We start from the raw sequence: 20,115 nt of genomic DNA, 5'->3' as shown, positions 1-20,115 counted from the left end.
ATTTTGGCGACGATTTTTTCGGTCTTGTTGGCGCCTTTGGACGTCACGGTGGAGAAATTTACCGTGACGTCTTCGTATCTTTGCAAGACGGTTCATGCACGGCCGCGGCGGATATCGATGAAGCGGTTGAGCAGAATGGCGGCGACAATAATCAGGCCGGTGACAGTCATCTGATAGAAAGAGCCGAGACCGAGCAGGTTGAAGATATTGCGCAGCACCTGCAGCAACATAACGGCAAAAAAGGTGCCGAGCACGCCGCCGCGACCACCGAAAAGTGAGGTGCCGCCGAGCACAACAGCCGCGATTGCATCGAGCTCAAGGCCCTGTGCAGCAGTCGGTTGACCAATACGCAGGCGTGATGTCAGCAAAATTCCGGCAAGCGCGCTCATGACGCCTGATGCCGTAAAGACAAGGATAAGAATACGCGTCGTTGGCAATCCAGACAGACGGGCAGCCTCCGGATTTCCGCCCGTTGCATAGACAGATTCACCAAAAACGGTCAGTCGCAAAAGAGCACCGGCGGCAACACACAGTGCTACGAAAATTATCCCCATGGTGCTGACCTGGATTCCAGGTAGCAGGGGCACCATCGTTGACGAGATGGCTGCGAACTCTGGCGGCAGACCGGCAACCGGCGTGCCGTTGGTCAGCAGATAGGTTATGCCGCGAAATGATACGAGGCCTGCTAGCGAGACGATAAAACTGGGAACGGCAGCAAAAGCGGTGATCGCCCCGATCGACGCGCCAGCAACAGCACCGGTGAAGATGGTAATTGCCAGGGCAGGGACGATGGGCATGCCCCCTGCCAACAGCACGGCAACAAGCATGCCGCAAAGCGCGGTAACCGAACCGACCGAAAGGTCAATATTTCCAGTGAGAATGACAAATGTCATGCCAATGGCGACAACGCCAACGACCGCTGCCTGCTGAAACAGATTGGAGATATTGGTCGGCGTGAGGAAGTTCGGCGACAGTATTGCCGCGATAGCGACCACGACAAGGAAGATAACGATGAAGTTATATTCGATCGCCAGATCCACGAGGCGGCGCGAGGAGGAGCGTTGCAATGGCGTTGTTCCCGTTACGGTATCAGTCATGATGATGTTCTCCCAGGATCTGGTGACGCAGGATCGTATCGTGATCTGTGCTGGCCGGGTTGAACCGTGCGATGTTCCGCCCTTCGTGGAAGACCCAGATTGTATCGCAGGCGGCGTAAAGCTCATCCAATTCGGAGGACGCGACGATGACGGCCGCGCCCTCAGAGGCAAGCTTGTCAACCAGCTTGTATAGGTCTGCCTTGGCACCGATATCGAGGCCGCGCGAAGGCTCGTCAAGCAGCAGCAGCTTTGCGCCCTTGATGATCCATTTGGCGAGAACGACCTTTTGCTGGTTCCCGCCGGACAATTGCAAAACCTTCTGTTCTGGTGCGCCGTATTTGGTTGTCAGCTGTTTCAAAACGGAAACGGTCTGCGCTTTCAGCTCTCCATGGCGAGCGAGAAATTTGCCTTGCATGGCCGGGAGAGTGGCATTGCGATAGATCGGTGCGTCGAGAATGAGCCCTTCCGTCTTGCGGTTTTCGGGCACCAGGCCCAGGCCCGCCCGGATCGCGTCGCGTGGCGACTTGGGATTGAACGATTTGCCGTAAAGAGACATTTGCGATTGAGCCGGGTCTGCACCAAATAGAGCCTTCAGAAATGACGTTCGGCCCGAACCGTTCAGTCCGGTTAATCCAGCAATTTCACCACGACGCAATTCAAAATCGCGGATTTCCAGCTTGTGTGCTCCCACAAGACGGTCAACTCTCAGCACGACATCGCCGGTCACGGGTGCGCGCTCCTGCCGCTCAATCAGCATGCGGTTACGACCCAAGATCGCTTCGACCAGCGCACTGTCCGGAGTGCCTGCGACATCGAAGGTTTCGATCGTCTGGCCACCCCGCAGCACCGTGACGCGGTCTCCGATCTCGCGAAGTTCACCGAGGCGGTGGCTGACATAAAGAATCGCAACGCCGCGCGTCGTCAGTTCCCGGATGACGCGGAAGACTGCCTTCAGTTCTGTTTCGTTCAACGCGGCCGACGGTTCATCCATGATGATGACCTTGGCATCCCGCGTTAGCGAGCGCGCAATTGCCGTCAGTTGCTGGTTGGCAATTGACAAATTACCAACCCGGTCTTCTGGAGAAAAGGAAGCCTTTATCCTGGCCAATGCTTCAAGGGCGCGGGCACGCCGTTCTCGTTTGTTCAGAAACCCGAAACTGGCGGGTGGATGGCCAAGAAACAGATTTTCAGCGACGGTGAGCTGCGGAACAAGATCAAGTTCCTGGTAGATCATTGAAATTCCGGCCGCTGCGGCCTCAGCCGGTGCCTTGAAATTCACCTTTTTGCCTTCGACCCAGATGTCCCCGCCGGAAGGCGAAAGAGCGCCAGCGATCAATTTGAGAAAGGTGGACTTTCCGGCACCGTTCGCACCCAAAAGACAATGAACTTCACCTTTTCTGACCGAAATATTTGCTTCGGCGAGGGCCACGATATGTGGTGGGAATTTCTTGGAGAGTTGTTCTATCCGGAGTACGTCTTCCATCAGGCAGCTTCCTCCAGAATTTTGCGGGCTGTTCCTTCATCGGTCACCAGATCTGTGACGTAGCCGGCCCGAAGGCAGGCGGCGGTGATCAGGTGCTTGTCCTCACCGGCCGCGACACCGATTACTCTTTCCTTGTGTGCAAGCGCCTCCAACCTCAGGCCGATAGTTCGATCATCAAGCTGGCGATCTGCAATCTTGCCATTCCGGTCAACGAAACGCCCCATGATATCGCCAACGGAGTTCAGCGTTTTCAAGCGCGCAATATCGTGGTCATCGAGATACCCCGAGCCAAGCAAAACGGACTGATGGGTAAGGCCTCCAAGACCGAAGCAGACAACGGGCGCCTCATCGGCAAGTCTGAGGACACGCCCGATTATCGGGTCATGTTCAAGAGCCTCCCGCGTCGAGCGTGATCCCATTATCGCCGGCACGGGCAAAAGCGTGGCGCGCCCGGGTGCTGACTGTGCAAACTCCTCGGCAACTGCTGAATTTCGGCTGGTGGTCGTCGTTAGAGCTGTCGAGCCGTTGACAAGAACGACATTGAGGCCAGGGCACCAGTCTTTTGGCAAGGCGCGGGCAACCGCTGCCATCGTGCGCCCCCAGCTGACCCCCATGAGAGATGGTCTGGGATTGAGGCTGACAAGATGGTTCGCGGCGGCTTGCGCAACGCTGTCAATTATGAGGCTTGGTTCTTCGATATCGACCGTCGGGACAACGATTGCTTCTCTAACGCCAAAATGGCGCTGCAATTCGACTTCCATTGATGTTCGCCGACCGGCGCGAGGCGTGATTTCGATCCGGACGACACCGTTCTCCTTGGCCTCCACCAATAGGCGGCCAACCTGCCAGCGGGTTAGACCAAGTTCATTGGCAATGTCTGATTGGGTGCGATCCAAATCATAGTAGAGTTTGGCCACCTGCACCATCAGATGGTCGCGCTGTTCATTGACGGGTAGGCGGGCAGAGTAGGGGTTACGTTCTGCCATGTTCACGTTCCCATCTGCCGACGGGCAAGCTGGTGTAATGTCGGGCGCAACTGCTCGGTTGCCTCTTGATACAGAGGAAGCGTACGTTCGAACCATTCAGCGCGATCTGGATTGGGCAGTAGCTCGCTTGCAGGTGCAACACACGCTTTCGCGGCCGTTTTCAGATCGGGAAATACGCCAATCGCGGAGGCGGCAGCCACCGCTGTTCCAACGAGAGAGAGATTGTCTTCGCGGGCGACGTGGACCGGCAGTCCGAGCGCATCGACTGTGGCCTGCAGCCATGCGGCATTCTTGACGATGCCGCCTGCCATCATCACCCGTTCAACTGCCACACCTCGTGCTTTAAGAACCGACAGGACATTTGCGGAACCAAGCGCAATTGAATCGATTGCCGCCGCGTAAATGTCGGCGCGTGTGTGGCCTAGCGTCAGCCCCATCAGCACGCCGCGCAAGGACGCGTCACGATAGGGTGTGCGATTACCCATCATATAGTCCAGAGCAAGCAGGCCTTCGGAGCGGTGCGGCGTAGCGGCAACATCGGCAATCATCGCCGCATGTCCATTTTTGTCGAGGCCGAAAATTTCATCGGTCAGCCAATTGAGCATTGACCCGGCGGCAACCTGACCACATTCCACAAGCCAGCGGCCATCGGTCAGTGCATTCGGGTAGGGGCCCCAGAAACCGGAAACGTCTTCCTCCTGGGCAAGTTGCACCAGCTGGACGATAGACGTGCCACCGATGAACAGCATGCCGCCGGGTTCGACCGTGTCTGCACCGAGAATGCCGATATGAGCGTCGATGCCGCCCTGCGCTACGACCGGCAGGTTATCAAGACCCAGTTCAGCGGCCATTTCGCTGCGCATCGTGCCGATAATTCCGCCGACAGGAACGATGCGCTGCGGCAAACGCTCCAGAAGATCTGGAATTCCGAAGGCTTGATAAATCTCCGGGACAAAACGATGGTTCTGGCTGTCGTAATTCCATTTGCAGGCTGCATTCATGCGCGAACCGACCCATTCACCCGTCAGGTCGAAGTTGACGTAGTCGAGCGCTTCGCAAATCACTTCGGCCTGCGACCAGAGCTCCGGCGCATGGTGTTTCAACCACATTGATTTGGGCACAAGCCACTCGACAGCGTCCGAGCCACCGCAAAACCGCATGACCTCATGGTCAAGCGATGCCGTCTGTCGTGCCTCAGCATCGGCGCGACAGTCCATCCACAGTATTGCTGGCGAAAGCGGGGTACCATCACGCAGACACACCGCGACCGTGGAGGAGGTTGTCGCGCAGCAGACTGCATCAACTGTCTTTCGCCCTGCTTTTTCAAGGGCGGCACGGCCAGCATGACGAAGGGCTCTGCGCCAATCAGTCGGAGATTGTTCAGCCCACCCGGCTCTCGGGTAATGGGTCGCATAGGCTGCGTCGGCCTGACCGAGCATCTGACGGCGTTCGACGTCGTAAACACCTGCTCGTACGCCACCGGTGCCAAAATCGAAGCTCAAAATATGAGCCATGTTCGATTGTCCTCCCCAAATTGCCAGTTATGACGGCCCGGCCTCCAACCGGGTTTTGTCCGTCACGGGCGAAACATGATCTTCGAGAAAAAGAAGCCACGGTCGTTGCGAAGCCGCTCGAAAATTGCGGGTAATTCATCGAGTGCAAGATCGTGGGTTATCATGAATTCCCATTTGAGGGCTCCGGAGGCAAGCTTGTCAAGCGCAACCGTCCATTGTGGGCCGGGGTAGGGAGCACCAAACGAATTCCACGAACCATGCAGCGAGACTTCCTGACGAAGGAAGTGTTGGAAGGTGGCATTGGAAAGAGGCACTTCGCCAACCGGAATGCCGATAAAGGCAACGTGACCGCCTGGTGCTGCAAGCTGGACCGCTGTCCCGATTGAACTTGGATGCCCGGCCGCCTCGATGATGATATTGCACAGAAGATCTTTCGGGATCCCGTCAGTCGATAGCAATGTATGTGTCGCGCCGGCCTGACGAGCCAACTCAAGCTTTTCTTTGGAAATGTCGATCGCAACAACCTCGGTTGCTCCCATCAACAGCATCCACTGAATGGCAAAAAGCCCGATTGGACCACAGCCGATGACCGCTCCGCGATCACCCATCGTCACGCCGCCCGCCTTCCAAATGGCATGTAGCGCGATCGACGCCGGATCGACCATTGCGGCCGCACGCGGGTCGCAGTTTGCCGGAACCTTCATAAGGTTGCTGACCGGAGCGCAAACATATTCCGCGTAGGCTCCATCCCGACGAGAGCCGAAATAGTCGTAATTGCGGCAGCGAGAGAAGTTGCCGGTGGCGCACTGGTCACAACTATTGCACGGAAGCATCGGAGGAACCGTGACCAGTTCACCAATCTTGAAATTGGGAACACCCGGACCGAGTTCTTCGATAACGCCAGAAAATTCATGACCACAGATAATCGGCATCTTGTGGGCACCTTTGGTGAGCATTCGCGGCAAATCCGAACCACAAACGCCGACGGCCGCGACGCGTAGGAGGGCTTCTCCTTGTCCCGGCACGGGTTTGGCAACGTCTTCGAGGCGGATATCTCCGGGCGTGTGGAGTACGGCTGCACGCATGATTTTGCTATCCTTCAGATACACCGAGGCAATCGTCGGGCTGGGGCGCCGACGCTCATTGACAGATAAGATCAATCAGGAGGGGCAAAGCCCCTCCTGTCTGCTTGGGAGTTATTGGTTGAGAACCTGCGGACGGTATTCCGCAAACAGTGCAGAATGCGGGAACTTGCCGACATTTTCCGGGGTTACCAGTGCCGTACCGGCATCGACAAAGGTCGGAACCGTTTTCTTGGCGGCGGCTTCAAGTGCGACTTGAATGGTGACGTCACCCAGATACTGCGGATCGTTGAGAGCCGTCGCCACATATTTCCCACCAGAGCTCATGGTCTGCAGCGCTTCCGACAGTCCATCGACCCCCGCAACCAGAACATCGTCCCGGTTGTTTTCCTTCAAGACCTGCATAGCACCAAGTGCCATGTCATCATTATGGGCGTAGATAACCTTGACATCAGGATGGGCTTGCAAAAGGTCCTGCATTGCGGTGACCGCATTGGCGCGGATGTACTCAGCGTAAGGCCCTTCGACGATTTTGTGGCCACTATCCTTGATCGCATCGTGGAAGCCGTCTCGACGGTCCATCATCACGGCGCCACCTGCGTCACCCTGGATTTCGATGATTTTGGCATCGCTGATGCCATCTGCCTTCAGTTTCGCAACGACGGCTTCTCCAACCAGTTTGCCCATAGCCTTGTTGTCGCGCCCGACATGGGCCGCCACGGTGCCACCACGCACAGGTCGGTCGACCGTTATGACAGGAATACCTGCCGCTGCTGCTGCATCCAGAGACGGTGCCACGGCATCCGGGTTGACCGGATTGATAATGATGGCGTTGACGCCCTGTGTAATGAGATCCTGAATATCATTGTTCTGCTTCGACACATCGCCGTTGGCATCCAGAAACACCAACGTGTCACCTGATGCCGCTGCTGCTGCCTCTGCACCATTCTTCAACTGAACATAAAATGGAGATTGCAGGGTAACCTGGCTAAAACCGATTTTGAGATCTTTGGCGTAGGCGGCCTGGCCGCCAAATGCGAGAATTGCGACAGTGGAAGCGGCTGCCGATAAGGTAGCCATGAAATGACGACGACTGTTCATATGATCCTCCCATGATCGTGAACGTGACGATTGCCCTCCCGGCAATCAGCATATGTGATATTTATTCACTTCTGCTGATTTAAGGGCAACATTTCTCGCCAGTGGTTGTCAACCGGAAGGCTGGTTTTTGACAAAATAAAATCTATCGCATTGTAATAACGTTCTTTTCTTAACGTCGGCTTGGCAAAAGTTCGAAATCGGCGACCGCGGTCTCCTGATTTGCGACGCCAACGCATTGCAACAAAATTTGCTAAAAACAACAAATGACGGAATTGGCCTTTCTTTGCTGCGGTAATTTTGCTTTCGTGACGTGTTTGGATGCGCATTTCAATAAGGCGCATGCCCGACAGCTCAACACACGCAGTGACCCCAGGATATGGATATAAAAGTTCCATAACAAATCTTATGCGATTTATGTTTGTAGCCGCAAAGTTGAAGTGTCCTGTTTCTGCAAAGTTGGAATGTCACACTCCCCGGGTCTGATTGGCATCTGGGAGATTGCAGATGGGATTGATAGCTATGAGCGAGTGCGATCTGCAGCGGATCGAGGTTTTGTCGAAGGTTGTTTCTGGGCGGATGACGACGGTGTCTGCGGCGCATGTTCTTGATCTGAGTGAGCGCCAGGTGCGTCGGCTGCTGGACCGAATACGGAGTGGCGGCGCTGCGTCGATCCGGCACAAGGCGATCGGCCGACCCTCGAACAACCGGATCAGTGACGGGGTTCGTGATTATGCGATGGCGCTGGTTCGGGAACGTTATGCGGATTTTGGGCCGACATTGGCGACGGAGAAACTGGCTGAGCGCGATGGCTTGTCTGTGTCGCGCGAGACGGTGCGCAACTGGATGGTCGATGCTGGCATTTGGCTGTCGCGCAAGCAGCGCCGGACGTTTCATCGGCCACGGCTGCGACGCGAGGCGTATGGCGAACTGGTGCAGATTGATGGGTCGGAGCATCGTTGGTTTGAGGATCGCGGACCACCCTGCTCACTGCTGGTGTTCGTTGATGACGCGACTGGCAAGCTGATGCAGTTGCGCTTTGTGCGATCCGAAAGTGCCTTCACTTACTTCGAGGCATTGGAGCTCTATCTCCAGTGCCACGGCGCGCCGATTGCCTTTTATTCCGACAAACATTCGGTGTTTCGGGTGGCAAAGAAGGATGCCAGAGGTGGTCAGGGCGTGACGCAGTTCGGGCGAGCGCTTTGCGAGCTAAATATAGAAATTCTCTGTGCAAATTCGAGCCAGGCCAAAGGTCGCGTTGAGCGGATGAACCGGACGCTGCAGGACCGTCTGGTCAAGGAATTGCGGCTGGCCAGCATCGACGGCATGGAGGCTGGCAATGCTTTTTTGACCGGCTTTATGGAGGACTACAACGCCCGTTTTGCGGTTTGCCCTGCCCGATCCGAGGATTTGCATCGACCGATGAACCTGGCGTCGGATCGATTGAAAGAGATCCTCTGCAAGCGAGAACAGCGTTATGTCGGATCGCAGCTGACATTTTCCTATGAGCGACAGCGGATCATGCTGGAAGAAAGCGACGTCACGCGTGGCCTTGTTGGTAAATATGTCGAGACCTACGCCTATGCCGATGGCCGAATGGATGTGCGCTGGAAAGGGCATTGCCTGCCCTACACGGTGTTTGCCAAGGATCAGCGGGTGACGCATGCGGCGATCACCGAGAACAAGCGGCTCGGCGATGTTTTGGCCTATATCAAAGAACGCCAGGACGCGCAGGCAAAACCCGAGGTGAAGAGCAACAGCGACAAGAATGGTTATGTCAAACGCGTTCGTGGACCCGGTCGCCGCAAAGACTTCACCAACGAACCGGCTGTGATTGCGCGGCGAAAGAAGGCGCTGTCGCGGCAACAGGCTGCTGAGTGAGGCGTCTCAACGCTAAAGCCGAAGAGGTGTGTTTACCACCAGCCCCGATCTGATCTTGCAATCGGGATCAGCCGCTCAGATCGGGGCTGATCGGACATTTCTACTTTGCAAACCGGCGGACATTTCAACTCTCCCGCCACAATGTTTGTAGCGTGGTACATTCCATTTTCAAATGCAACGAAGACAATAATGCCCCTGGTTTCTGCAAAGTTGGAATGTCACACTCCCCGGGTCTGATTAATGCCTGGGAGATTGCAGATTGGCTTGATAACGCTGACCACGCGGGAAATCTTTGGCGACGGATGGCGAAGTGCTCCCTAATCGCGGAGCGGATGAAAAACGACGTCGCCAAAAATCAAACCTTAATGGCCTCAAGGACCGCAACAGTCTGGCTGCGGGAAACCATATGTCTGCGCATATCGTCGAAGCAAGGACAAATATTCTCTGCGCGCATCAGTAAGTTTCGCCGCATATCCGCTCGGCTGTGAAAAATCATGGTTCGTTAAGGATCACGCCGCAAAAGCGCTGGGTGTTGCCAGATGGCTGCGGATGTCTGCCGTCAGATCGTGCAAGCTCGCATATCTGCGATTGTCGAGATCAATCACATGGAACTTCACGGCAATGAACCGCAACTTGTTGTCTTCAGCGATTGCTATTCCGACCGGCAGTCCGGCGTGTTCAATAACGTGTCTCTGCATATCCGTCTCTTTTCAGCGCGTTTTTCGACCTCGAACTAATCCACCTCTGCGATGTCACAGGTGCGTGCATTCGTGATGGAAAACGGCAACAACGGTTTTGCGTGATGTCGGTAATATTGCGGGCTGCGTCATATTTACGATCAACTGAAACGCGAACCATGATTTATCCTCACCCGGTTATTATCTATAAAATATATATACTATTTGGGTCGTGATGTAATGTCGAAAGTTCAAATTTTCGGAAGAAAAATCTAAATTTTCAATGATGTGATTGGATATAGAGTTATTTATCTTATCTCGGTTAGAATTAGGGAATAAATATTCGAGAGGTTGGCCCTATGTCTATCGCCAATATATTCCAACATGCTCGAAGGAGAGCCGCTCCATGGCAAAGTCGATGCATCTCACAGCGTTCATGCGTCCCGTCAGTCTGCATACCGGCGCGTGGCGATATCCGGGTTCCTATGCCGATGCGAACTTCAACTTTTCCCATTTGAAGTCATTCATTCAAAAGCTAGAAGCTGCAAAATTTGACGCGTTTTTTATGGCGGATCATCTGGCGGTTCTGAACATGCCTGTGGAGGCGCTGAGACGCAGCCACACTGTTACATCCTTTGAGCCGTTCACTTTGCTTTCGGCGCTGGCTGCCGTGACCGAAAAGATTGGCCTTGCCGCAACGGCGTCGACGACTTTTGACGAGCCGTATCACGTTGCTCGCCGGTTTGCCTCGCTCGATCATATCAGCGACGGACGCGCTGCATGGAATATTGTTACAACGGCAAACCCTGACTCCGCGCTCAACTTTGGTCTGGATAACCATGTTGATCATGGTGATCGATATGCGAGAGCGCGTGAGTTTTTTGATGTCGTCACGGGCCTGTGGGACAGCTTTGCTGATGATGCATTTATTCGCGATCAGGAAAGCGGCATCTTCTTTGATCCCGATAAAATGCACGTGCTTGATCACAAAGGCCCTGCCCTGCAGGTCAAGGGGCCTTTGAACATAGCCAGGCCTGTCCAGGGCTGGCCCGTCATCGTGCAGGCGGGCCAATCAGAGCCCGGTCGTCAACTGGCTGCTGAAACCGCAGAGGTGGTGTTTTGCTCGCCGCGCGATCTGGCCGCTGCAAAGCTCCTTTATGCCGATATCAAAGGCAGGATGCCAGCTTTCGGCCGCCGTCCGGAGCAACTGAAAATACTGCCCGCTGCTCTCATCGTGATTGCAGACACGGTGGAACAAGCCAAGGCCAAGCGCGCCAAGCTTGACAGTCTGGTGCACTATGACAGCGCTATCGCGTCACTGTCGATTGCTCTTGGCCATGATGCGTCCGGTTTTGATCCGGATGGCCCGCTGCCTGACATACCCGATACGAATGCAAGCAAGACCGGTCGCGAGCAAGCGATAAGGCTTGCAAGAGAGGACGCGCTGACGGTGCGTCAGTTGGCACAGCGATATGGTGGTTATGCTGGCCTCGCCTTTGTGGGCACGCCACAAACCATCGCTGATGAGATGGAAAAATGGTTGGCCGAGGATGCCAGTGACGGCTTTACAGTCGTGTTACCATATCTTCCGCAAGGGCTGGACGATGTGGTACTTCGGCTGGTTCCGGAACTGCAACGGCGAGGTTTGTTCCGCCAGGATTACGAAGGAACAACGTTGCGAGACCATCTCGGGTTGCCACGTCCCACCAACCGGTTTTTTGCGTAACGCTTTGTGGTTCGGTTGATGCCAGAAGTTGCTGCGGCAAGCGGAGGTGTCAGCGAGATGCTGCCGGGCAATGGGCGTAGTGATAGCCTTCTTGTCCCGGCGCTTTCAGCATACGATCACGCAGGATCGTGGCTTTGGGCGTGTTCTTGTCACGGCAGACAGCGGAGAATTTTCCGCGCAGGTCATCGGTATATTCAATGTTGATGACCTGATCTCCGTAGAAGCGTGTGTATTCGGAACACTCATCGAAACGATGGCATTCTTCTGCAACGGCGAAATCAAATCCGATTGTGCGGCGCTCGTCGTGGGAAAGCTGCGGTGTGTTCTTCTGACCCGCGGCCAATCCATTGCTGTGTGCGATCTCGACAAGCAGGCGCGCGAATGCCACCGCATCTTCCTGCGTCAACGCCCCTTTTGAGCGGCTAAAGGAATCGAGATTATCGAATTCGACGGCGTCAAAGCCGGCCTCCGCGCAGTGCGCTATGCTGGTGGCGAGCCGTTTTGCAATCTGTTCGCTGATCGCTGCAGATGAGATGTTCAGAAGATACTCATCTGGCCAGCCGGGATCGGCAAATGCTTTACCGTTTTTGCCAATAACCAAAAGCTCTTTTGGCCACGGGCTGTCCGGCTGGGTCTGAAAACCATTCACGTAACAAATATTGTAAAGGCCTTCGGCTGGCATCGCCGTGCTGTCGCGCGCCACAACAGTAACGCCAACGGGAGGCTCATAACTGCCGCCCAGTTGATAGTCTGGAATTGCCCTACTTGGTATGGGCTTAACACGCTGATTTTGCTCAAGGCTGAATACGACTTGTGGGTGCAGAATAAGAGTTGTTGCCAAAAAAAGTCGCTTCAATTTTCAATATCCCTTGGCCTAATCAGAGGTGCGCGCAAGACCTTAGCCGTTGTCGTGGCGAGTTGAAACGGCAGGCTTGATGCCGAGTAGAGTACGGATGTTCGTTCGAAAAGCATGGGGGAAGTGACAACCTAATATGTTGCCTTTTTATTGTCTGTATCTGTGATGATCTGGTGCCAAGCACGACAGGCGGTCGCTTTCTCGGCTGGAAGATAATGATCCGCCGCCACAAGTCTCTCGCGAGCAAATGATGGGAAGTATGTTGACCAGATGAATTCAGTCGTAAGACGGCCCGGTGTCAGCCGCAGATCTGCCCGTCACCCCTTGACGCGCGGATAGTCGTAGGCATTGACCTTTGATGTGACGTAACCAGCACCGACGAGGGCTTCGGCTATCTTGATTGCTGCCGTCACGCCATCAATCACCGGAACACCGGTCGCCTCGCGCAGACGATCGCAGAGCGCCGACATGCCAGCGCAACCGAGAATGATGGCCTCGGCGCGGTCTTGCTGTTTGGCCGTTTCAATTTCACGGATCAGCAACTGCTCTGCCATGGCTGGGTTTTCCTCCAGTCCAAGGACAGGCAAATTGATTGCCCTGACTTTACGGCAGTGACGATCTGCGCCGTAATCACTCACCAGATCTTCGATGATCGGGATGGACCGGGGCAATGTGGTGATGATCGAAAAGCGGCGACTGATGGTCATCGCCACCTGTATCGCCGCCTGGCAGATGCCGATGACGGGGCCGCGCGCAACTTCTCTGGCCGCGTGCAGGCCGGGATCATCGAAGCAGGCGATGACATAGGCCTCAATGCCCAGACGTTCGCCCTTGCGAATTTCCTCCAGCATGCCTGGCACAGCCATTGCCTCGTCCGCGCCACCCTCGATGCTGATGGGGGTGTTTGCCGGATTAACGGCAGAAACCTCGGTGCCCGATTGTTTTACCCGCAACGCACTTGCCAGCGCCTGGCTGGTCATCGAAGCCGTGGAGTTTGGGTTGATCAGGCGAATATGCATCGTCGTGAACCTCTCAGGGCCTATTTGTCCTGCGGTTTGATGAAATCTGCGATCGGTGGTGCGCTCAGTTCAAACTGGCGATCCGAAGTGATGTAATTGTCGGCATGCAAACGCGCGATCGGCTGATACCGTTCTGGATCGACATAACGTCCCTCGGCATCAAGGCACTCTCGGTGAACATGCATGTGGAGGACTTCGCCAATCACCAGGGTGCGGCGGGGATAATCTATCAGACGTTCTACCCGGCACTCAAAGACGCAGGGCGATTGCGAGGCGTAACTAGCATCGATCTTGGCACATGGCCTGGCTGTCAGTCCGGCCATGGAGAGTTCATCGACTTCATTATCAAAGCCTAGCCCGCAGACCAGCATTTGCTGCGACAAGGTCATGTCGACCATGTTGATGGCGAACTCACCGGTGCGGCGAATATTGACCATCGTGTCTTTTTCTTCACCCGAAGATTGCGGCTGGATGCCAAGCACAACAAGTGGCGGGTCGTGTGAAAACACGTTGAAGAAGCTCATGGGCGCCGCGTTGTTATGGCCTGCTGCCGAACGGGTCGTCACCAGCGCTATCGGTCGCGGGCCGATGAAATTCGTCAGCAGGCGGTAGCGACTTTGTGGCTCAAGTTCGGTGAAGTCGAATTCCATGGTGAGATCTCAATTTCATAATTTACAATGATGTCTCATATTGTCGACAATAGTGCAATGAAAATCCTGACAATATGATTGACTTTTCTGGTCAGATTGCGCTTGTGTAATCCCAACAGGGAACAGATTTGATGACCGCACAGGCCGGACCGTCCACACAACACATTGTCGAAAAAGTCTGGTTGTCCATCGCTGAGCGCCGGCTTCGTCCCGGTGTGCAGCTCAAGGAAGAGCAACTGGCGACGATCTTTAATGTCAGTCGCGCCAAGGTTCGTCAGGCCCTCACCGCACTGGAGCGCGATGGCCTTGTCACAATCATTCCAAACCGCGGTGCCTTTGTTTCCAAGCCATCGGTAGAAGAGGCGCGGGATGTTTTTTTTGTGCGCCGAACGGTTGAACGTTGTGTGATCGAACGTCTGTGCAAGTCAGTTTCCAAAGCAGATCTAAAGCGATTGCGTGATCATGTTGCCAAAGAGCGTGTCGCCAATGCCCAGGATATTACGAGTGAAATCATCAAGCTTTCTGGTGGTTTTCACCTGCTTTTGGCGGAAACTCTGGGGTCGGACTTCCTGTTCACGACAATGCGGGACTTGATTGCCCGCTCATCGCTGATAACAGCCGTCTACCGCAATACCAACCGCTTCAATTGTGGGCCGGATGAACATGCCGAGATCGTTGAGGCGGTTGCTGCCAACGACGCCGAAAAGGCGGTGCATCTGATGGCGCATCATCTCGAGCATGTCGAATCCGAGCTAGACCTGAGCGAAATCCGCGATCTCTCCCACGATCTGCGCGCCGCCCTCGCCTGATATTTGCTGTGGTATCGGCTGTGAAATCCCGCTGGCTCGGCATCACGCACGAATGCGTCTGTCGTTCGGGGTGGCGATCGGCTGCGCCTGCCGGCTTCGGAAAATTCAGCGCAGCGATAGAGACGGGTGTTGTCAATCATGGAAAGATATTGTAGACAATACTGTACGCATTATCTTAGCCAAAAACAATAAAATGACAAGGGAAGTGCATCCAATCAAAAGGGGAACTGAAATGAATAGATGGACAGTTGGGAGCTGCATCGGTGCAGCCATCGGAATTCTGACAGTCGTTACAGCAGGCGTTGCCAGCGCCGATACACTCGACACGGTAAAGCAGCGCGGGAAGCTGGTTTGCGGCGTCTCTCTCTCCACGCCCGGTTTTGCTGCACCTGATGACAAGGGTCGCATGGAAGGTTTTGATGCGGATATCTGCCGCGCCATTGCCGCCGCCGTTTTTGGGGATGGTGAAAAGGTCGAATATGTCCCGACCAACATCAATACCCGTTTCCAGGCACTTCAGTCAGGCGAAATCGATGTGCTGTCGCGTCAGACAACCCATACATTTACCCGTGACGCCTCTCTCGGTATCGATTTCGGGCCTGTCGTGTTTTATGACGGTCAGGGCCTGATGGTGCAGAAGTCGCTTGGCGTAACCAGCGCCGAGGAACTGAAGGATGCAGCCATCTGCACCCTGCCCGGCACTACGACGGCGCAGAACCTCAGCGACTTCTTCGGCAAGCTTGGCGCCAAATTTGAACTGGTTGTGTTTGAAAGCCCGGACGAAAACCGTGCAGCATTTTTCAGCGGTCGTTGCGACGCAATCTCGTCTGACCGTTCTGACCTTGCTTCGATCCGCGCCGTTGCCAACAATCCCGACGACTATGTCGTTCTGCCGGAAACCATCTCCAAAGAGCCATTGGCAGTTGGCGTTCGCCAGAACGATTCCAACTGGCGCGATATCGTATCCTGGTCGGTCTGGATGCTGATGGCGGCAGAAGAAAAGGGCATCACCCAGGCCAATGTCGATGAAAAGGTCAAAAGCGACGACCAGGAAATCCAGCGTATGCTTGGCGTCACTGACAATCTCGGCGAGATGCTGAAGCTCGACAACAAGTGGGGCTACAACATCATCAAGTCGGTCGGCAATTACGGTGAAGTTTTTGACCGTGCGCTTGGTGAAAAGACCCGACTTGGCATGACCCGTGGCCCGAACACCCAATGGAACCGGGGCGGCCTGCTTTACGCTCCGCCAATCCGCTAAAACGAGATCGTCGCGCCCGTTCCTGCGGGCGCGAATACCTCTTGCGGCCGTCTCGACGGAGGGTTCCGATGGCTCTGCTGAGCAATGTGCGCTTTCGCGCGCTTTTTTACCAATGGCTGGCAATCGGTGTCATCGCCTTGATTGCTTGGTCGATGTTTACGACTGCAAGCCAAAATCTTGCCAAACACGATATTGCGACCGGGTTCAGCTACCTGTCGCGGCAGGCTGGTTTTGTCATCAGTGAAGCGGCAATTCCCTATGGGCCGAGCGACACAGTGGCCCATGCGCTGCTGGTTGGTCTTGCCAACACCGTCAAGGTGTCGCTGCTGGCCGCCATTTTCGGCACTATCATCGGACTTCTGGTCGGGATTGGTCGCATGTCGCGCAATCCGATCTTGCAGCGGCTGATGCTGGGCTATGTCGAGGCACTTCGAAACGTGCCGCTGCTGCTCTATTTGCTGTTCTGGTACGCGGTGATCATCAATGTGCTGCCACCCGTGCGAGAAGCCCTGGCGCTGGCACCACATGTCTATCTTTCCAATAGCGGCCTCGTCATTCCCTCCGTCACCTTAGAAAGCGGTTTTGCCTTTGTTTTTGCGGCCATTGTTGTTGGCATCATAGGTGCAGTGGTCATCAGGCGTTTTGCACTCCGCAGGCGATTGGCAACCGGCGTTTCCAATAATGGCGCTTTGGTTGCCGTGATGTTCGGTTTCCTGCCTGTTGCGCTGGTCCTGCTGCTGCACGGCATAGACATGACTTTCGACTTGCCAGAGAAAGGCCGCTTTCGCCTCACGGGCGGCGTGCAGATCAAGCCAGAATTTGTCGCCTTGCTGTTCGGCTTGTCTCTCAGCGTATCGGCTAATGTAGCGGAAATTGTTCGCGCGGGCATTCAGGCTGTAAACAAGGGCCAGTGGGAAGCGGCGATGGCGCTTGGCCTACCGCGCCGCCGCACCATGCGGCTTGTTATTCTGCCACAGGCATCTCGCTTGATGATCCCACCGTTGACCAATACATACCTCACCGTCTTCAAAAACAGTTCACTGGCGATTGCCATCGGTTATCCCGATCTTGTCATGGTCTCAAACACCGTGATGAACCAGACCGGGCAGGCCATGGAAACGATTGCGATCTTCATGGGGGCTTATCTCACCCTGTCGATCATAATTTCGCTGTTCATGAACTGGTACAACTCTCATGTTGCGCTGAAGGAGCGTTGATCGTGACGGAAGCTCAACTCGTCCTTGGCACAGCCAGCATCCAGTCCCCTCCCCGGCGTCCGCAACGCTGGCGGCAGGACTGGTTTGGTACGCCTGGCAACGCGCTGATCACCATTCTGAGCAGTGCCGTCGCTCTCGCCCTCGGTTGGTTCGCGATACAGTGGCTGTTTCTAAACGCCACCTTCGCCGGCACACCGGAAGACTGCAAGACGGCAAGCGGTGCCTGTTGGCCATTTCTCAGCACTAAGCTGCGCTACATGGCCTTTGGCTTTTACCCCTATGAAGAACAGTGGCGGCCGCTTGTTTCTCTGATTGTCTTTCTCGGTTCCATCACGGTTTCCATGGTGCCGCAGATGTGGAGCCGCAAGCTGCTGCTGTCTTGGATTTTCCTCATCCTTCCTGGCCTCTACATTCTGATGGCTGGCGGCATGTTTGGCCTGCCTCCCGTGCCGACAACGCAATGGGGCGGTTTGCCGCTGTCCTTCATGCTGTCTTTTGTTGGGCTTGCCTGTGCCCTGCCGCTTGGCATTCTGCTTGCTCTGTCGCGCGCCTCTGACCTGCCGGTTATCCGTGTTCTGGCAACCAGCTTCATCGAGATCATCCGTGGTGTGCCGTTGATCAGTATTCTGTTCATGGCAACCGTGATGTTGCCTCTGTTCATGCCGGATGGGGTGACGGTGGACAAGCTGCTGCGTGCCCAGATCGCCATCATCATTTTCGCTGCCGCCTATATTGCCGAGATCGTGCGCGGCGGTCTGCAGGATGTGCCGAAGGGCCAGATCGAGGCTGGCAAGGCACTTGGCATGGGCTACTGGCCGATCATGTTCAAGATCGTGCTGCCGCAGGCAATGAAGAAAGTCATTCCGCCCCTGGTGTCGCTGTTCATCGGCTTCTTTCAGGACACGACGCTCGTGACCATCGTTGGGCTGCTCGACTTCCTCGATACTGTACGCTCGGCGATGCGCGATCCGGTCTGGCAGGGCATTGCCGTACTGGAAGGGTACGTGTTCGCCGCTGCCGTCTATTTCCTCTTCAGTGCACTGATGGGTGCCTATAGCCGTTTCCTCGAACGTTATTTCAGGACAAGCCATGACTAAGCAGATCACCGTCATCCGTAATGTCGAAACGATCGTCGCCTATGACGAAAAAACCGGCAGCCATGCCTATCTCAGCAATGGCGATATTGCCTTCGATGACACGTCTATCCTCCACATTGGTGGGCACTATACCGGTCCATTTGCGGTGGAAGAACACGGCCAGGGCCGTATGCTGTTGCCTGGTCTCATCAACATCCACTGTCATTCCGATGAGGAGCCGCTGTCAAAGGGCATCTTTGACGATATGGGTACGGCCGCCCTCTGGGGGCAGGCGATGTATGAATATTCGGGCCTGATCGAAATAAGCCAGGAAGCGCGTGAAGCGTCACTGACGATCATGCTTGGCGACCTTATTCGCAGCGGTGTTACTACACTTCTCGATATTGCCGGACCTCATGACGCGTGGCTGCCGACCCTGGTCAAAAGCGGTGCCCGTACCTATGCGGCGCCCGGGTTTCGTGAAGCGAGCTGGCACGTCGAAAACAGTCACCGGTTGGAGTATCGCTGGGATAAGGCGCGGGGTCGCGAGGCTTACCAACAGGCGCTTGCCTGTGTTGACGCAGCCGAGGCCCACCCTTCCAGCCGCATTGGTGGCGTGATCGCCCCGTCGCAGGTTGAGACCTGCTCGCCGGAATTGCTGATTGAAGCGACGGCGGCCGCCAAAAGCCGTGGCGTGCCGATCACAATTCATGCCGCGCAGACCATGGCAGAACATGAGGAATTGTTGCGCCGAACTGGCAAGACGGCGGTCAAATATCTCGAAGACCTTGGCATTCTCGATGAAAGGTTGATCCTCGGTCACTGCATTTTCCTCGACAGTCATTCCTGGACACGCGAACGCACGCAGACCGATATGGAGCTGCTCGCCAAACGCGGTACCAGCGTTGCCCACAGCCCGGTGACGTTTTCGCGCAGCGGCATGGTCCTGGAATCGATCGGGCGTTATCGCCGCGCCGGTATCAATGTCGGCATTGGCACGGACAGTTATCCTTACAATATGCTGGAAGAGATGCGCCGCGCGCTAATCTGCGCGCGAATTGCCGGCAAGAGCGTTTTCGACATCAAGACCGGTGATATCCTGGACATGGCAACACTTGGTGGTGCGAAGGCACTTGGCCGTTCGGATATTGGTCGCATTGCGGTTGGCGCAAAGCCGGACTTCTCGCTTGTTGATCTCAACCATCCCGCCATGCAGCCGGTCTACGATCCACTGCGCAACCTGCTGCAATGCGCGGCAGAGCGCGCGGTAGAGGCCGTCTATGTCGATGGACAATGTATTGCGCGTGGCGGCAAGTTGCTTGGGCTGGATTATGATGCTGCGGTCCAGGTGATGAAGGAGGCCTCGAAATTTGCGGTCAGCCGTATTGCTCAAAAGGACCCTCAAGGCCGTTCGCTTGGCGAACTCGCACCTCTGTCTCTTCCAGTCCTCAATTGATCTAGTCGATAGGGCCAGATGCAAAACTGCCTGCCAAAGGCAGTTTTGTCAGGCCTTTGTTTGGCCACGTTTGGCGGGTGAAGGCCCAAAAATGGCTGTCTAGGCAATTAAAGTGGCCTCGCAACGTTGTATTTACAGTATTTACTATCAAATATCGGTTGCGGTTGACGGCGCAGATGCCTAATCTCCCGCGTCGGCGGCATAAGGGCCGCCATTATTTACGGGGA

General features: G+C 55.4%; 18 protein-coding genes. 7 read left to right on the top strand and 11 right to left on the bottom strand.

Going from position 1 to position 20,115, the window contains the following annotated elements; translation table 11 throughout:
* Window positions 1–92: 92 nt before the first annotated feature.
* The 7 genes from M2418_RS18830 to M2418_RS18800 all read right to left on the bottom strand — a co-directional run bounded on the left by M2418_RS18830 (window position 93) and on the right by M2418_RS18800 (window position 7,658).
* Window positions 93–1,097, bottom strand: coding sequence for an ABC transporter permease (locus M2418_RS18830; RefSeq protein ID WP_259148533.1), 1,005 nt, complete (start codon window positions 1,095–1,097; stop codon window positions 93–95).
* Window positions 1,090–2,580 carry a sugar ABC transporter ATP-binding protein gene (locus tag M2418_RS18825; protein ID WP_259148531.1) on the bottom strand — a complete coding sequence of 497 codons (1,491 nt, stop codon included), beginning with the start codon at window positions 2,578–2,580 and terminating at the stop codon, window positions 1,090–1,092. Before M2418_RS18825 ends, M2418_RS18830 begins: the two co-directional genes overlap by 8 nt.
* Window positions 2,580–3,566 (bottom strand): sugar-binding transcriptional regulator, encoded by a 987-nt coding sequence (locus M2418_RS18820; RefSeq protein ID WP_192490835.1) that lies wholly within the window; start codon window positions 3,564–3,566, stop codon window positions 2,580–2,582. The genes M2418_RS18825 and M2418_RS18820 overlap by 1 nt, the downstream gene beginning before the upstream one ends.
* A gap of 2 nt (window positions 3,567–3,568) precedes the next feature.
* Entirely contained in the window at window positions 3,569–5,080 is a 1,512-nt protein-coding gene (locus tag M2418_RS18815) for a ribulokinase (RefSeq protein ID WP_259148530.1), read from the bottom strand.
* 62 nt (window positions 5,081–5,142) lie between these two features.
* Window positions 5,143–6,165 (bottom strand): galactitol-1-phosphate 5-dehydrogenase, encoded by a 1,023-nt coding sequence (locus M2418_RS18810; RefSeq protein ID WP_259148529.1) that lies wholly within the window; start codon window positions 6,163–6,165, stop codon window positions 5,143–5,145.
* Between the two features lie 111 nt (window positions 6,166–6,276).
* Entirely contained in the window at window positions 6,277–7,263 is a 987-nt protein-coding gene (locus tag M2418_RS18805; RefSeq protein ID WP_259148522.1) for a substrate-binding domain-containing protein, read from the bottom strand.
* Window positions 7,264–7,328: 65 nt separating this feature from the next.
* Window positions 7,329–7,658, bottom strand: coding sequence for a hypothetical protein (locus tag M2418_RS18800; RefSeq protein ID WP_259148520.1), 330 nt, complete (start codon window positions 7,656–7,658; stop codon window positions 7,329–7,331).
* 109 nt (window positions 7,659–7,767) lie between these two features.
* Between M2418_RS18800 and M2418_RS18795 the strand changes: the two genes are divergently transcribed.
* Window positions 7,768–9,141: an ISNCY family transposase gene (locus M2418_RS18795; protein WP_259148518.1), complete on the top strand. Its 1,374-nt coding sequence runs from the start codon at window positions 7,768–7,770 to the stop codon at window positions 9,139–9,141.
* 509 nt (window positions 9,142–9,650) lie between these two features.
* Here M2418_RS18795 and M2418_RS18790 read toward each other — a convergent pair.
* The gene (locus M2418_RS18790; RefSeq protein ID WP_259148516.1) at window positions 9,651–9,839 is read right to left on the bottom strand and encodes a hypothetical protein; all 189 of its coding nucleotides are present in this window, start codon (window positions 9,837–9,839) and stop codon (window positions 9,651–9,653) included.
* A 385-nt stretch (window positions 9,840–10,224) separates the two neighbouring features.
* On the opposite strand from M2418_RS18790, the gene M2418_RS18785 reads away from it, so the two are divergent.
* Window positions 10,225–11,544 (top strand): LLM class flavin-dependent oxidoreductase, encoded by a 1,320-nt coding sequence (locus M2418_RS18785; RefSeq protein WP_259148514.1) that lies wholly within the window; start codon window positions 10,225–10,227, stop codon window positions 11,542–11,544.
* Window positions 11,545–11,593: 49 nt separating this feature from the next.
* On the opposite strand, the gene M2418_RS18780 is transcribed toward M2418_RS18785, so the two are convergent.
* From M2418_RS18780 to M2418_RS18770, 3 genes are all read right to left on the bottom strand, one after another.
* Window positions 11,594–12,400 carry an endo alpha-1,4 polygalactosaminidase gene (locus M2418_RS18780; RefSeq protein ID WP_259148512.1) on the bottom strand — a complete coding sequence of 269 codons (807 nt, stop codon included), beginning with the start codon at window positions 12,398–12,400 and terminating at the stop codon, window positions 11,594–11,596.
* Window positions 12,401–12,717: 317 nt separating this feature from the next.
* On the bottom strand, window positions 12,718–13,419 hold the full coding sequence (locus M2418_RS18775) for an aspartate/glutamate racemase family protein (RefSeq protein ID WP_259148510.1): 702 nt from the start codon (window positions 13,417–13,419) through the stop codon (window positions 12,718–12,720).
* 20 nt (window positions 13,420–13,439) lie between these two features.
* A complete protein-coding gene (locus M2418_RS18770) occupies window positions 13,440–14,069 on the bottom strand; it encodes a flavin reductase family protein (RefSeq protein WP_259148509.1) in 630 nt (209 codons plus the stop codon).
* Between the two features lie 131 nt (window positions 14,070–14,200).
* Between M2418_RS18770 and M2418_RS18765 the strand changes: the two genes are divergently transcribed.
* The 5 genes from M2418_RS18765 to M2418_RS18745 all read left to right on the top strand — a co-directional run bounded on the left by M2418_RS18765 (window position 14,201) and on the right by M2418_RS18745 (window position 19,888).
* Window positions 14,201–14,878, top strand: coding sequence for a GntR family transcriptional regulator (locus M2418_RS18765; protein WP_259148507.1), 678 nt, complete (start codon window positions 14,201–14,203; stop codon window positions 14,876–14,878).
* A gap of 232 nt (window positions 14,879–15,110) precedes the next feature.
* Window positions 15,111–16,139, top strand: coding sequence for an amino acid ABC transporter substrate-binding protein (locus tag M2418_RS18760; RefSeq protein ID WP_259148505.1), 1,029 nt, complete (start codon window positions 15,111–15,113; stop codon window positions 16,137–16,139).
* Between the two features lie 68 nt (window positions 16,140–16,207).
* Complete coding sequence (locus M2418_RS18755) at window positions 16,208–17,356, top strand: amino acid ABC transporter permease (RefSeq protein ID WP_259148503.1); 1,149 nt, start codon at window positions 16,208–16,210, stop codon at window positions 17,354–17,356.
* Between the two features lie 2 nt (window positions 17,357–17,358).
* Complete coding sequence (locus M2418_RS18750) at window positions 17,359–18,453, top strand: amino acid ABC transporter permease (protein WP_259148501.1); 1,095 nt, start codon at window positions 17,359–17,361, stop codon at window positions 18,451–18,453.
* The gene (locus M2418_RS18745) at window positions 18,446–19,888 is read left to right on the top strand and encodes an amidohydrolase family protein (RefSeq protein WP_259148499.1); all 1,443 of its coding nucleotides are present in this window, start codon (window positions 18,446–18,448) and stop codon (window positions 19,886–19,888) included. Before M2418_RS18750 ends, M2418_RS18745 begins: the two co-directional genes overlap by 8 nt.
* Window positions 19,889–20,115: the final 227 nt, after the last annotated feature.

The sequence above is a fragment of the Rhizobium sp. BIGb0125 genome (assembly GCF_024810055.1).
Lineage (GTDB): Bacteria > Pseudomonadota > Alphaproteobacteria > Rhizobiales > Rhizobiaceae > Agrobacterium.
The sequence above is the reverse complement of the archived record's forward strand: the minus strand, read 5'-3'. Positions and strand labels throughout refer to the sequence as shown.